Consider the following 14791-nt stretch of genomic DNA (forward strand, 5'->3'; position numbering starts at 1 on the left):
ATGGTACATGGTACTATCTTGAAGCATCAGGGGCTATGAAAGTAAGTCAATGGTTTAAAGTTTCAGACAAATGGTACTATGTTGACGGTTCAGGTGCCCTTGCAGTAAATACTACTGTAAATGGTTACACTGTAAACGGAAACGGTGAATGGGTTTAATTTTAGATAGTTGAATCATGACAGGAGAGAAATCTCCTGTTTTTTTGTGGTATATAATCGCGTGAGGGCTTTGTTGGACAGTAGAAAATAAAAAGTGAACAAGACAATATTTCATTCTTGTTCGCTTTTATGTTATTAGTGATTGTATAATCTTATAACAGTGCCTCAAACTCAGCGACGGTCATGCCCAATTGCTGGCTGGCAACCTCGGAAGTCAGGAGACCTTGGCGGACTAGATTTACTAAACCTACTTTTAATCCCTGTTCAAGCCCCTCCGCACGACCACGTTCAAGACCTCGCTCTAGGCCTTGTTCAATTCCTTCTGCTCGTCCTCGTTCAAGGCCACGCTCTAAACCTTGTTCAATACCTTCCGCCCTAGCTGTTTCCAAGGCATAGTCCTGCGCTAACAATGCCTGTTCTTCACGCATACGTAGTTGACTAAACATCTTCCTGTCCTCCTCAGACCAGCTCTTGTAGTCCAGCAGTTGGTCTGCTTGGCTGATAGCTCGCTCAGGTTCTTGGGTAAAGGGTTTATTCCCGAAAAACTCCAACCACGGCTTGCGAACCTCGTCTTTGCTGGTTTCTCTATATTTTTTTAATTCCAAGAATGCCATCTTGACTAGATGGTTTTCTTGTCCATTGTTTGTAATTGTTAAAGCCTCACCTGTCGTGTCCTCGCGCATACTAAAGCTATGGAAAGCCAAGTCATCTTGGAAGTAATTACTATCTACGATAGCAATAGCGTATACTGGGGCAATGTGTTTGTAGCTCTGGTGAGTATCACCTTCTCGTTGGCGAATTTTTTCAAGATTTTGATTGACCTGACTGCACAAATAAGCCCACAGGCGATTGATGAAAAAATTCTGATGATGGACTTGTATTTCGATGATAACTTGTGTCCCATTGTCTAACTCTGCCAATACGTCTATACTAGTGTAAAAATCCTGAGCCGAGTACGGTAGGGAAGGCAAGACATGAATGTTACTCCCCTCCAAAATGGTTACATTTTTGGCTGGTAAATCCAACATATCACGGATAAATTGACAAGTGATTTCTGGATTGCTAAAGATTTTCTTAGCAACCAAATCATTGGTCGGGCTAATGCCCGGATGACGTACAGTCATATTTCTTCTCCTTTCATTATAGCACATTTTTAAATCTAGGTTTACTAGATTCACTGCTACTATCTATTTATTCGGAAAAAGTTTGAAAAATACTTGCTCTAGCTCTTTCCAATGGTATTTTTCCCTGCTTTCCTTTATAATGGGTGTATGGATAAGAAAAAATTATTATTGATTGATGGGTCTTCTGTTGCTTTTCGGGCGTTTTTTGCGCTCTATCAGCAGTTGGACCGTTTTAAGAATGCGGCTGGTTTGCATACCAATGCGATTTATGGCTTTCAGTTGATGTTGAGCCATTTATTGGAGCGGGTTGAACCTAGTCATATTTTGGTGGCTTTTGATGCGGGAAAGACGACCTTCCGTACAGAGATGTATGCGGACTATAAGGGTGGTCGGGCTAAGACTCCTGATGAGTTTCGTGAGCAATTTCCCTTTATTCGTGAGTTGCTGGATCATATGGGGATTCGTCATTATGAGTTGGCTCAGTATGAGGCGGATGATATCATTGGGACGCTGGATAAGCTAGCTGAGCAGGATGGTTTTGATATTACCATTGTCAGTGGGGACAAGGACTTGATTCAGCTGACGGATGAGCATACGGTGGTTGAAATTTCCAAGAAAGGTGTGGCTGAGTTTGAGGCCTTTACGCCAGAATATCTCATGGAAAAGATGGGCATCACACCGACTCAGTTTATCGATCTCAAGGCGCTCATGGGTGATAAGTCGGATAATATCCCTGGGGTGACCAAAATCGGTGAAAAAACGGGTATCAAGCTCTTGCTGGAGCATGGTTCGCTTGAGGGAATTTATGAAAATATTGATGGGATGAAGACTTCTAAGATGAAGGAAAATCTTATCAATGATAAGGAACAGGCCTTTTTGTCTAAAACACTGGCGACTATTGATACCAAGGCACCGATTGAGATTGGTTTGGAGGATTTGGTCTATAGTGGTCCAGATGTGGAAAATCTTGGGAAATTCTACGATGAGATGGGCTTCAAACAGCTCAAGCAGGCTTTAAATGTGTCGTCAGCTGATGTTGCTGAAAGTTTGGACTTTACTATTGTTGACCAAATTAGTCAAGATATGCTGAGTGAAGAATCTATCTTCCATTTTGAGCTTTTTGGTGAGAATTACCATACGGATGATTTGGTTGGATTTGCTTGGTCTTGTGGGGATAAACTTTATGCTACAGACAAGCTTGAACTTTTGCAAGAGCCGATTTTCAAGGATTTTCTAGAAAAAACACCTCTGAGAGTGTATGACTTTAAGAAGGCTAAAGTTCTCTTGAATCGCTTTGGTGTGGATTTGCAAGCGCCTGCTTTTGACAGCCGTTTGGCTAAATACCTCCTTTCGACTGTGGAGGACAATGAAATTGCGACCATTGCTAGTCTTTATGGTCAGACTTATTTGGTTGATGATGAGACTTTCTATGGTAAGGGTGTCAAAAAGGCCATTCCTAAACGTGAGAAATTCTTGGAGCATTTAGCTCGTAAGCTTGCTGTGTTGGTCGAAACAGAGCCTGTTTTGCTTGAAAAACTCAGCGAAAATGGGCAATTAGAGCTTCTTTATGATATGGAGCAACCTCTGGCTTTTGTCCTTGCCAAGATGGAAATTGCTGGGATTACGGTCAAGAAAGAGACCTTGCTTGAGATGCAGGCTGAAAATGAGCTTGTTATTGAAAAACTGACTCAAGAGATTTACGAGTTGGCTGGTGAGGAGTTTAATATCAACTCTCCTAAGCAATTGGGTGTACTTCTCTTTGAAAAGTTGGGGCTACCTCTAGAATACACTAAGAAAACCAAAACTGGATACTCGACTGCGGTGGATGTCTTGGAACGCCTGGCTCCTATTGCTCCGATTGTTAAGAAAATCCTGGATTACCGTCAAATTGCTAAGATTCAGTCTACTTATGTAATTGGCTTGCAGGACTGGATTTTGGCTGATGGAAAGATTCACACGCGTTATGTGCAGGATTTGACCCAGACTGGGCGTCTGTCTAGTGTGGATCCAAACTTGCAAAATATTCCTGTGCGTTTGGAGCAGGGCCGTCTCATTCGTAAGGCTTTTGTGCCTGAGTGGGAGGATAGTGTCCTTCTCAGCTCGGACTATTCACAGATTGAATTGCGCGTTTTGGCGCATATCTCTAAGGATGAGCACTTGATTAAAGCCTTTCAAGAGGGGGCAGATATCCATACTTCGACAGCCATGCGGGTCTTTGGCATTGAGCGTCCTGAGGATGTGACTCCAAACGACCGTCGTAATGCCAAGGCGGTTAACTTTGGAGTGGTTTACGGGATTTCAGACTTTGGTTTGTCTAATAATTTGGGCATTAGTCGTAAGGAGGCCAAAGCCTATATTGATACCTACTTTGAACGCTTCCCAGGTATTAAAAACTACATGGATGAAGTGGTGCGTGAGGCGCGTGATAAGGGCCATGTAGAGACCCTTTTCAAACGTCGTCGTGAGTTGCCAGATATCAATTCGCGCAACTTCAACATTCGTGGTTTTGCAGAGCGGACAGCCATCAACTCTCCTATACAGGGGTCGGCGGCAGATATTCTTAAGATTGCTATGATTCAGCTGGACAAAGCCTTGGTTGCAGGTGGTTATCAGACTAAGATGCTGTTGCAAGTGCACGATGAAATCGTCCTTGAAGTTCCTAAATTTGAATTGGCAGAGATGAAAAAATTGGTCAAACAAACTATGGAAGAAGCCATTCAACTCAGTGTTCCCCTCATCGCAGATGAGAATGAAGGGGCAACCTGGTACGAGGCTAAATAAAAAGGGAGCTAGTCTTCCTTTTTTGTAGTAGAATTATGCAAGCCTTTTCAAAATGTGTTATACTGATGAAAAAGGAGGATTTTTATGAGTCAAGAATTTATCAATCCAAGTGATGGTGTGATTCGTCAGTATCTCGCAACGAGTAAAACCCTTGCTGTTGTGGGTTTGTCAGACCGTGAGGAAACAACCAGCAATCGAGTGACTAAGGAAATGCAGGCTCGGGGTTATAAAATTATCCCAGTCAATCCCAAGGCGGCAGGTGGAGAAATCTTGGGTGAAAAGGCTTATGCTAGTCTCGCTGAGATTCCTTTTCCTGTAGATATTGTTAATGTTTACCGTCGCAGTGAGTTTTTGCCAGATGTGGCGCGTGATTTTCTCAAGGCTGATGCTAAGATTTTTTGGGCACAGCTAGGACTTGAAAGTCTAGAAGCGGAAGAAATCTTGCGTGCTGGTGGATGTGATGACATCGTGATGAATCGCTGTATTAAGAGAGAACATACACGCTTGATTGAGGAAGCATAAGAAAAGGTAGCTGATGGGCTACCTTTTGTATTAGAAAATGCCGATAAGGGTCTGCATACCAAGACTAGTGAGGATGATGGCAATCCAGCAGATGGCTCCGAGAACAATGGATTTTCCACTGGATTTGACCATAGCTACTAAATTGGTTTTGAGACCGATAGCACTCATGGCCATGATAATAAGGAATTTGGAGAGTTGTTTGAGAGGGGTAAAGAAACTACTGGACACACCTAGAGAGGTAAGTAGTGTAGTGAGGAGAGAGGCAAGGATGAAGTAAAGGATAAAAAGTGGGAAGATTTTTTTCAGTTGCAATCCTTGCTTATTTTTTTGCTCGCGACTTTGCCAGTAGGAGAGAAAGAGAGTGATGGGGATAATAGCTAGGGTGCGTGTGAGTTTGACAATGGTTGCGGATTCGAGGGTATTAGTTTGGTAGAGACTGTCCCAGGCGCTGGCGGTAGCCGTTACAGAGGAAGTATCATTGACCGCAGTTCCTGCAAAGAGGGCGAAGCCTTCATTGGATAGATGAAGCCAGGTACCTAGGGTTGGAAAGATGAGCGCAGCCAAGACATTGAAGAAAAAGATAACGGAGATGGCTTGGGCTACTTCCTTTTCCTTGGCATGGATAACGGGCGCTGTCGCCGCAATGGCAGAGCCCCCACAGATAGAAGACCCCACTCCAATCAAGGTAGCCAGTTTTGTGTCCAGTGCAAAGAAACGCTGGAAGAGGTAGGCAACAATCAAGGCTATTGAAATGGTGGAAAGGATGACAGGGAGTGAAGATTGCCCAACTGCGAAGACTTGCGAGATATTGAGACCAAAACCAAGCAAGATAACGGCATACTGGAGCAATTTCTTGGAACTAAAGGTCAATCCAGCATCCAGTTGTTTATAGGGTGAGAGAAAGGGATGGAGAAGCATGCCTATGAAAATGGCAAAAACGGGCGCGCCAATCACAGGGAAGAATCCTCCTAAGTACCAAGATAGGATGGAAATGAGAAGGCAGGCCAAGATGCCTGCTCCATTTTTTGATAGAAATGACATAAAAACCTCCAAATAGAATCTGTTACCATTATAGACCTGTAAAGAGGAAAAGTAAAATAGAAAGTGGAGCTAACAATTATTTGACAAGTAGTGCTAATTATGTAATAATAATCTTACAAGAACTGTAACGAAGTCTTGGCAAAAACAAAAATACCAGAGCTCCACCTCTGGTATTTCTTTTTGTCCAGTTACATTAAAACTAAACTCAGGTTATATTTTTTTGTCGCGCTTATCTAACCACTTTCTGACTATCCACTCAGAAATGACATTACCGGTAATAGTAATCAGTAATGGTGCTAGAATAGTTGTAACGAAGATTATCAAAACCTCAATACTCGTCGAAAATCTCATGATACGTTGTCATCTTCGGCTTACCTAACTTTAGTTATGCTTTCACCTCGATTCCTAGTCTCATGAGATTTTCATTGAGTATTCTAAAAACATAGTGTGGTAATCAATTTAAATTAACACACTTCAATTTGTCATGCTAGCGTTATTCTATCATGTATTTTTGCGGTCGGGGGGCTTTTGTAGTATAATAGAGATACGTTTTTACAGTAGGAGGTATCTATGGACTTAACTAAGCGCTTTAATAAACAGTTAGATAAGATTCAAGTTTCGTTGATTCGTCAGTTTGACCAGGCTATTTCGGAGATTCCTGGGGTCTTGCGTTTGACTTTGGGGGAACCTGATTTTACAACGCCAGATCATATCAAGGAGGCGGCCAAGCGAGCGATTGATCAGAACCAATCCTACTATACAGGGATGAGTGGTCTGCTGACTCTACGTAAGGCGGCCAGTGACTTTGTTAAGGAAAAGTACCAACTGGACTATGCTCCTGAAAATGAAATCTTGGTTACAATTGGGGCGACAGAGGCTTTATCTGCGACTTTGACGGCTATTTTGGAAGAGGGAGACAAGGTGCTCTTGCCAGCTCCTGCTTATCCGGGTTATGAACCGATTGTCAATCTAGTTGGGGCAGAGATTGTCGAGATTGATACGACTGAAAATGGTTTTGTCTTGACTCCTGAGATGTTGGAGAAGGCCATTTTGGAGCAGGGTGACAAGCTCAAGGCGGTTATTCTCAACTATCCAGCAAATCCGACAGGAATTACCTACAGTCGGGAGCAGTTGGAGGCCTTGGCAGCTGTTTTACGCAAGTACGAGATTTTCGTTGTCTGTGATGAGGTTTACTCAGAATTGACCTACACAGGCGAAGCCCATGTGTCTCTAGGAACGATGTTGAGAGACCAGGCTATTATTATCAATGGTCTATCTAAATCGCATGCTATGACCGGTTGGCGTTTGGGGCTGATTTTCGCTCCTGCGGCCTTCACAGCCCAGTTAATCAAGAGTCACCAGTACTTGGTGACTGCCGCAAATACTATGGCTCAACACGCTGCGGTGGAGGCCTTGACGGCTGGTAAAAACGATGCGGAACCGATGAAGAAGGAATACATCCAGCGTCGAGATTATATTATCGAGAAAATGACTGCTCTTGGTTTTGAGATTATCAAACCAGACGGTGCCTTCTATATCTTTGCTAAGATTCCAGCGGGCTACAACCAAGACTCCTTTGCCTTTCTCAAGGATTTTGCTCAGAAGAAGGCCGTTGCCTTTATCCCTGGTGCTGCCTTTGGGCGTTATGGTGAAGGCTATGTTCGCCTGTCTTATGCAGCCAGCATGGAGACTATCAAAGAAGCCATGAAACGGCTTGAGGAGTATATGAGAGAAGCATGATTCAGTCTATCACGAGTCAAGGCTTGGTGCTCTACAATCGCAACTTTCGTGAGGATGATAAGCTAGTCAAAATCTTTACAGAGCAGGCTGGTAAACGCATGTTTTTCGTCAAACATGCTGGTCAATCCAAACTGGCGTCTGTTATTCAGCCCTTGGTGCTGGCTCGATTTCTCTTACGAATCAATGATGACGGGCTTAGCTACATTGAGGACTATCATGAGGTGATGACTTTTCCCAAGATTAATAGCGATCTCTTTGTCATGGCTTATGCGACCTACGTAGCAGCTCTTGCCGATGCTAGTTTGCAGGACAATCAGCAAGATGCTCCCTTGTTTGCTTTTTTGCAAAAGACCTTGGAGTTGATGGAAGCGGGCTTGGATTATCAGGTTTTGACCAATATTTTTGAAATCCAAATCTTGACTCGATTTGGGATTAGCCTCAATTTTAATGAGTGTGTCTTCTGCCATCGGGTCGGTCAGGCTTTTGATTTTTCTTTCAAATATGGAGCCTGCCTCTGTCCAGATCATTATTATGAAGATGAGAGACGTTGCCATCTCAATCCCAATATCCCTTATCTGCTCAATCAGTTTCAAGCCATTGATTTTGAGACCTTGGAGACCATTTCGCTCAAGCCTGAAATCAAGCAAGAGCTACGCCAATTTATGGATCAACTCTACGAAGAGTACGTTGGTATTCACCTAAAATCAAAGAAATTTATTGATTCCCTATCCGACTGGGGACAATTACTAAAAGAGGAAGACAAATGAAAAAAATCGCAGTAGATGCCATGGGAGGCGATTACGCACCTCAGGCCATCGTTGAGGGTGTCAATCAAGCCTTGGCTGACTTTTCAGATATCGAGGTTCAACTCTATGGAGATGAAGCTAAAATCAAGCAATATCTGACAGCGACAGAGCGCGTCAGCATTATCCATACGGATGAGAAGATTGATTCAGACGATGAACCTACGAGAGCAATTCGGAAGAAGAAAAATGCCAGTATGGTATTGGCGGCCAAGGCTGTCAAAGACGGCGAAGCAGACGCTGTTCTCTCAGCTGGGAATACAGGTGCTTTACTAGCGGCAGGATTTTTCATCGTGGGTCGTATCAAGAATATCGACCGTCCTGGGCTTATGTCAACATTGCCGACTATTGATGGGAAAGGTTTTGACATGCTGGACCTCGGTGCTAATGCAGAAAATACAGCCCAGCACCTCCATCAATATGCGGTTCTAGGTTCTTTCTATGCTAAAAATGTCCGTGGAATTGCGCAACCACGCGTTGGCTTGCTCAATAACGGAACAGAGAGTAGTAAGGGCGACCCGCTTCGCAAGGAAACCTACGAATTACTAGCAGCTGATGAAAGTTTGAACTTTATCGGAAATGTGGAAGCGCGTGATTTGATGAATGGAGTTGCGGATGTTGTCGTGGCAGATGGTTTCACGGGAAACGCTGTGCTCAAGTCTATTGAAGGGACAGCCATGGGAATCATGGGCTTGCTCAAGACCGCTATTACAGGTGGTGGTCTTCGAGCGAAACTAGGCGCCCTCCTTCTCAAGGACAGCCTCAGAGGTTTGAAAAAACAGCTCAACTACTCAGATGTTGGTGGAGCAGTCTTGTTTGGTGTCAAGGCACCTGTTGTCAAGACTCATGGCTCAAGCGATGCCAAGGCTGTTTATAGTACAATCCGCCAGATTCGTACCATGCTAGAAACAGACGTAGTTGCCCAGACTGCGCGTGAATTTTCAGGAGAATAAAAGAGATGACAGAAAAAGAAATTTTTGACCGTATTGTGACCATTATCCAAGAGCGACAGGGAGAGGGCTTTGTCGTGACAGAATCCTTGAGTCTGAAAGACGACTTGGATGCTGACTCAGTTGACTTGATGGAGTTTATCTTGACGCTGGAAGATGAATTTAATATCGAAATCAGCGATGAGGAAATTGACCAACTCCAAAGTGTAGGAGATGTGGTTAAAATCATTCAAGGAAAATAGCAATCGGAGTTCCAAGGCATTTGCTTTGGAATTTTTTATTTGGCTTAATACTATTCGAAAATCTCTTCAAACCACGTCAGCTCTATCTGCCACCTCAAAACAGTGTTTTGAGCAACCTGCGGCTAGCTTCCTAGTTTGCTCTTTGATTTTCATTGAGTATAAGTGACCGTTTAGGAACAGATTTAGTCTTTCTAGGGACAGTAGAAATCTGAGGAGAAATAAGGGATATAATAAAGTCAGAAAAAATCAATCTCCAAAAAGGAGAAAAAGAAAGGATTTTTATGATGAAAAAATATCTTTATTCTAGTTTGTTAGTTCTTGCAGGAGGCGTTCTCCTAGCAAATACTACGGTAGCCTATGCTGATTCCCCATCAGCAAGTGAGAAAGAAGCGATTGCTCAATTAGTTAATCAAGGCAAGATAAAAGCTGAAGAAGCTGATCAAGTAAAATTGATTGGTTTTGAAGATAAAGAAACCCAAGCAGAGGGAAATCAAGAGAAGAAAGCTTTCAATCAATATCGTGATCCGAAAGGAACATGGATGCAAACCAATGGTAAATGGTGGTTTAAATACGGTTCAGGTGGGTATGCTAAAAATTGGGAACAATTAGATGGCAAGTGGTACTATTTTGATGACCAAGGATGGATGAAAGAAAATACTTGGATTCAACCTGATGGTAATTATTACTACTTATCTGCTAGTGGTGCTATGGTAACTGGTTATCAACGTGTGAATGGTACACCATACTTCTTTAGAGACAGTGGTGTATGGGTAGAAAATCGTGGGCAAGCTCTTGGTGAATACGCAGAGACATTTGTAGGAAGAATTCCATATGTTTGGGGTGGGGCAGATTTGAATAGTGGCGTAGATTGTTCAGGATTTACGATGGCTATTCATGCTAAGTTTGATATTAGTATTCCTAGAGTAACCTATGGTCAAGCAACAGGAGGAAGTTATGTAAGTAATGGTTCTCAACAAGCTGGAGATTTGATTTTGTATAATAGTGAAGAGACAAATGACCACGTAGGTATTTATGTTGGTGGTGGAAAGGTAGTTCATGCTCCATATCCAGGTCAATATGTTTCTTATATGAATCAATACGGTATTACTCAAAATACAATTCGTAGATATTGGTAATATTGTCTAATTTTTCACAATATTATTGACTTTGACAATGAAAAGTATTAGAATATAGCTAAATAAAGAGGGGAAGCCCTCTTATAGCTATTCAATAAAGGAGGAAATGGCTATGAAAAAATCTAAACTACTTACACTTGGTTTGCTTGTAGGTGCTGGTTTGCTTTTATCTATCAACCAAGCACAGGCTGCAGATACTTGGGTTAAAAATGGTGCTGACTGGAATCTTTCTCAAGATGGCAGTCTAGCTAAGGATAAATGGGTACAAAATGCTGGCTCATGGTATCACTTCGACAGCACTGGTAAAATGCAGACAGGATGGCTCAAAGACGGTGATACATGGTATTCACTAGCAGATAGTGGAGCTATGCGTACTGGCTGGTACAAGGAAGGTAACACATGGTATTCGCTCGCAAGTAGTGGCGCCATGCGTACAGGTTGGTACAAAGAAGGGTCTACATGGTACTATCTTCATTTTAGTGGTTCTATGATGACAGGTTGGGAGTTCATAGATGGTAAATGGTCTTACTTTGAAAAATCAGGTGCTATGGTCGCAGATAGAGCTGTTCCAGCCAGTGATGGGGAAAGTTATGTCATTGGTAAGGATGGCTATCTAGCAAATAGAAAAGATGCTGGATACAATATTCATGATATTGTCAAACTTGGAGATGGGCAAGAATATTTGCTAAATGCTAAAGGTGACGATGTTATTATTGAAAAAAATGCTTGGTATATCAGACCAGAGTTCAAGAAGTTTTCTAATAAATATGGAGATGAGGTTGCAAATACTACCTTAGCTTTAGTGGATAATAAAGAAGAAGGACAAGAAATTGATCCTAAGGCAGTTGTACAGAACTTCCAAAACTTACCAAATCGCTACTACTTTGATGAAAATGGACATCGTGTGGTTAATATCCCAGCAATGACAACCTATTCAGAGATTAAAAAAGTTGGCAATGATGTCTATTTAGAAAATCCAGGTGCACGACTTCGTCTTGGAGCTACCCACTTTACAATCAATAACAATAAACTATACTATTTAGAAAATGAGCAAGGTAAGCTCAAAACAGGTTACTTTGTATTGATTGATGATGGTATGGCTACAACCCACTATCACATCCTAGCCTATGCGGATCAATCTGGTGAAATTCTTAAGATGAAACGCTTGCCATCAGGAGTTTCAGATTATCTGGATAAAGAAATCGATGGTTTATATGGTGAAAAAATTAAGATTGAATCTCCACACTCAAACGAATATTATAAAGTGGTTGTGGTTAAATAAAAATAACATCTTCACAACTAATCGTTAACGCTCTAACCAATATACCATTTTCAGGAGGCTTTAGATTTCTTGTATTTTAAAAGGAAACTAAAGCCTTTTGTAGATGGAACAGGGGATAGAGTTATCTATGAAATAATGAAAAGGAGTCTGTCATGGAAATGAAAAATACATTTGTAGAATTAGAACAATTTGAAGAGTTAACTCCAGAGGTTTTGGAGGAAGTGAATGGTGGAGGGATTTTTGAAGATATTTACCATTGGCTACATCTACGCCCAGAGCCAAGATAGTATTTTGATTAAAATGTGTTAACTAAACAGATTTATGATTATATTTCTTGAATTTTTATGTTTCATATTGATTTTAATCAATATACTAGCTCCTCCGATTTATCTGGGTGGTCAACTATCTAAATCATTTTATGACAAACGTTCTATATTTCTTTTGGTAGTTTTACATCTAGCTGCTACCTTCGTTTTTCCGAGTTTCTCTCATATTGCTAATTTATTATTCTTTTATATAATATTTTTGATTGTGTTAAAGAAAAAGAAGAAGGAAGCTCTCTTTCTTGCCCTCTATCTATTTGTGTTTTATCAAAGTATTCGATATTTGATTTTGACATTTATAATACGATTGATATTTGACTACTCTGAACTATCTGATTTTTTACACAGTGGATTTAATTCTGTATTTAGTTTGATTTCGTTGTTTTTGTCTGTTGTCATTTTAAGACGATGGGGAATTGATTTCAATATATTATTTTTAGATAAATTTCAATCGTTAGTGATGAAAAGTATGTGGATTTTATTCTTATTGTTTGGTTTCAGACTGTTTTCATCCATCATGTCTGGGGGATGTAATCCTTTCTACGTTCGTTTTGACACGACCATTTCTCTCCTGATTTTCATTCTCTTTTTCTCTTGGCTCTTTTATATCAAGCATTTAGAGCAGGTTTATCGTGATGAGCAGACCATTCAGAGACAGGAAGATGAAAATCGTTCCTTGCAAGGGATGGTGGACAAGCTGGGTCATCTCTATGATGAGGTTCGAGGTTTCCGTCATGATTTTGCGGGAATTGTCGCCAGCATGGAGCCTGCTATAGCTAATCAAGACATGGCTGAGGTCTCTACCATTTATCAAGATGTCTTTCTAAAGACCAATGAAAAGCTGAGGAAGGCAGATTACACGGCCTTTAATCTTCATAATATCCATGACATAGCCATTCGTAATACCTTGGCAAAAGCCATGATTGTGGCCGATAATCAAGGAATTCATTTTAGTTTGGAGACGGTGGGGGTTGTCGAAGAGCTGGCATTGCCGATGTTGGAGGCTATCCGTATCCTCTCTATCCTCACGACAAATGCCTTAGAAGCAGCCAGTGAGTCTGAAAATCCGCAGATTCGGGTTGCTTTGTTGGCAGGTGATAGGAGTGTCCGTTTTATCATTGAAAACACTCGTAAGAAAGAAGAACTGAATCCTAGCATTCTCAGTCAAAAGGGTTATTCGACCAAGGGTAACCACAGTGGACTGGGCTTAGCGACCTTGGAGGATATGGTTTTTCATTATGATTTAAACTTAGATACTCAGCTAGGAGAGACGACTTTTAGACAAGATTTAGAATTGCCATTTAAGGATGAGAAACGAGGGGGAGAGAAATGAGAATTTTAGTTTTGGAAGATGATAGAGTCCAGCAGGGGCGTATAGAGCAGACTTTACTAGATATCGGTCGCTCTCGCAATTTAAGATTGGAAATTGATATTGCTAAAAGCTATGGAGATGTTGAAAAGTATTCTCAGTATTTTGACCATTACCAACTCTATTTATTGGATTTAGAGATTGATGGAGAGCGTGAACGGGGCTTTCAAGTTGCTCAACAGGTTCGGGAGCGAGATCCCTTTACAAGCATTGTCTTTGTGTCCACGCACTCGGAGGCCTTGCCTCTAGCTTTTCGCTATCACTTGTCTGCCTTGGATTTTATTTCCAAGGATCAGCCTGAGGAGGATTACCGTCATCAGCTGGAGCGCTGTCTGGACTATGTACTGGCAGTAGATAAGAGGGAAAATATGCGTCTCTTCACCTATAGTTTTGAGGGAAGACGGGGCTTCACTCTGCCCTACCATGAGATTTTAGCCTTTGAAACCTCAGTAGAATCCCACCGTATCAAGGTCTATTATGCCAATCATTCTATCAAGACCATTTATGGTAGTCTCAAGGATATCGCTACTAAGGCTGAAAAAGATTACTTTGTCTATGCCAATCGCAATACTTTAGTCAGTTTACAAGCAATTGAAGAGATGACTGCCACAGAAGTGACCTTGTTAGAAGGCTTGCACTTCCCCGTATCACGAACAGCCAGAAGAACACTTAAAAAACATCTCAATGTCTAATATCTGTTAGACTTGGATGAGTTTATCAATAAGAATGTCGGAAAATTTTCTGATATTCTTATTTTTTTGACTTTTTTTCGAATAGATAAGTAAGAGGAAAAGGAAAGGAGCCTAGTTCATGTTTATATCAATGTTCTACCCATGGTTCACTGAGTTATTTTTTAAATAAATTTAATTTAGTTGTACATTTTCGAAATTTTTTTCGAATAGATAAGTAAGAGGAAAAGGAAAGGAGCCTAGTTCATGTATCTACCAATTTTCTATTCATGGTATATTAAATTATTTTTGAAATAAAATTTAATTTAGTTGTACATTTTCGAAATTTTTTTCGAATAGATAAGTAAGAGGAAAAGGAAAGGAGCCTGGCTTATGTATCTACCGATTTTCTATTCATGGTACATTAAATTATTTTTGAAATAAAATTTAATTTAGTTGTACATTTTCGAATTATTTTTCGAATAAATAAGTGAGACGAAAAAGAAAGGAATAAAATAATGAAAGAACATTACTATGGATTTGTTGAGCTAACTTCGGAAGAATTGACCGATATTCAAGGTGGAGAAAGTTGGGCGAAGACCCTTGCAGATTGGTACCTTGGATTTCGTAGGGGTTTAGGTTTTTAGGAGGA

At 41.1% G+C, this 14791-nt stretch carries 14 protein-coding genes and 1 pseudogene; 13 read left to right on the forward strand and 2 right to left on the reverse strand.

Annotated elements, in window-relative coordinates:
- A pseudogene (locus HT697_RS00940) lies at positions 1-158 on the forward strand (choline-binding protein A); the annotation flags it as partial.
- A gap of 152 nt (positions 159-310) precedes the next feature.
- On the opposite strand, the gene HT697_RS00945 reads toward HT697_RS00940, so the two are convergent.
- Positions 311-1282 (reverse strand): Rpn family recombination-promoting nuclease/putative transposase, encoded by a 972-nt coding sequence (locus tag HT697_RS00945; RefSeq protein ID WP_173261770.1) that lies wholly within the window; start codon positions 1280-1282, stop codon positions 311-313.
- Between the two features lie 147 nt (positions 1283-1429).
- Between HT697_RS00945 and polA the strand changes: the two genes are divergently transcribed.
- Both polA and HT697_RS00955 read left to right on the forward strand, forming a co-directional pair.
- Positions 1430-4063: a DNA polymerase I gene (gene polA / locus HT697_RS00950; protein ID WP_173261773.1), complete on the forward strand. Its 2634-nt coding sequence runs from the start codon at positions 1430-1432 to the stop codon at positions 4061-4063.
- 84 nt (positions 4064-4147) lie between these two features.
- Entirely contained in the window at positions 4148-4585 is a 438-nt protein-coding gene (locus tag HT697_RS00955) for a CoA-binding protein (RefSeq protein WP_000076477.1), read from the forward strand.
- Between the two features lie 30 nt (positions 4586-4615).
- Here HT697_RS00955 and HT697_RS00960 read toward each other — a convergent pair whose 3' ends face one another.
- On the reverse strand, positions 4616-5626 hold the full coding sequence (locus HT697_RS00960; protein ID WP_173261778.1) for a YeiH family protein: 1011 nt from the start codon (positions 5624-5626) through the stop codon (positions 4616-4618).
- A 570-nt stretch (positions 5627-6196) separates the two neighbouring features.
- Between HT697_RS00960 and HT697_RS00965 the strand changes: the two genes are divergently transcribed.
- The 10 genes from HT697_RS00965 to HT697_RS01010 all read left to right on the forward strand — a co-directional run bounded on the left by HT697_RS00965 (position 6197) and on the right by HT697_RS01010 (position 14786).
- The gene (locus HT697_RS00965; RefSeq protein WP_173261782.1) at positions 6197-7366 is read left to right on the forward strand and encodes a pyridoxal phosphate-dependent aminotransferase; all 1170 of its coding nucleotides are present in this window, start codon (positions 6197-6199) and stop codon (positions 7364-7366) included.
- Positions 7363-8133, forward strand: a complete 771-nt coding sequence (gene recO, locus HT697_RS00970) for a DNA repair protein RecO (RefSeq protein WP_173261785.1) — start codon at positions 7363-7365, stop codon at positions 8131-8133. The genes HT697_RS00965 and recO overlap by 4 nt, the downstream gene beginning before the upstream one ends.
- Positions 8130-9122, forward strand: coding sequence for a phosphate acyltransferase PlsX (gene plsX, locus HT697_RS00975; protein ID WP_050072407.1), 993 nt, complete (start codon positions 8130-8132; stop codon positions 9120-9122). Before recO ends, plsX begins: the two co-directional genes overlap by 4 nt.
- Positions 9123-9127: 5 nt before the next feature.
- Positions 9128-9361, forward strand: coding sequence for an acyl carrier protein (locus HT697_RS00980; RefSeq protein ID WP_173219484.1), 234 nt, complete (start codon positions 9128-9130; stop codon positions 9359-9361).
- A 284-nt stretch (positions 9362-9645) separates the two neighbouring features.
- Complete coding sequence (locus HT697_RS00985; protein WP_240147171.1) at positions 9646-10497, forward strand: C40 family peptidase; 852 nt, start codon at positions 9646-9648, stop codon at positions 10495-10497.
- A gap of 112 nt (positions 10498-10609) precedes the next feature.
- Entirely contained in the window at positions 10610-11779 is a 1170-nt protein-coding gene (locus HT697_RS00990) for an N-acetylmuramoyl-L-alanine amidase family protein (protein WP_173219491.1), read from the forward strand.
- 152 nt (positions 11780-11931) lie between these two features.
- Entirely contained in the window at positions 11932-12066 is a 135-nt protein-coding gene (locus tag HT697_RS00995; protein WP_049551059.1) for a ComC/BlpC family leader-containing pheromone/bacteriocin, read from the forward strand.
- A 505-nt stretch (positions 12067-12571) separates the two neighbouring features.
- Positions 12572-13435, forward strand: a complete 864-nt coding sequence (locus HT697_RS10215) for a GHKL domain-containing protein (RefSeq protein WP_240149828.1) — start codon at positions 12572-12574, stop codon at positions 13433-13435.
- Positions 13432-14163, forward strand: coding sequence for a response regulator transcription factor (locus HT697_RS01005; RefSeq protein WP_173261791.1), 732 nt, complete (start codon positions 13432-13434; stop codon positions 14161-14163). Before HT697_RS10215 ends, HT697_RS01005 begins: the two co-directional genes overlap by 4 nt.
- 494 nt (positions 14164-14657) lie before the next feature.
- Positions 14658-14786 carry a smi_0059.1 family bacteriocin-like peptide gene (locus tag HT697_RS01010; protein ID WP_033686096.1) on the forward strand — a complete coding sequence of 43 codons (129 nt, stop codon included), beginning with the start codon at positions 14658-14660 and terminating at the stop codon, positions 14784-14786.
- The last annotated feature ends 5 nt before the right edge of the window (positions 14787-14791 follow it).

Origin of the sequence: Streptococcus sp. 1621, assembly GCF_013276615.1 — a bacterium.
In the GTDB taxonomy this organism is placed as follows: domain Bacteria; phylum Bacillota; class Bacilli; order Lactobacillales; family Streptococcaceae; genus Streptococcus.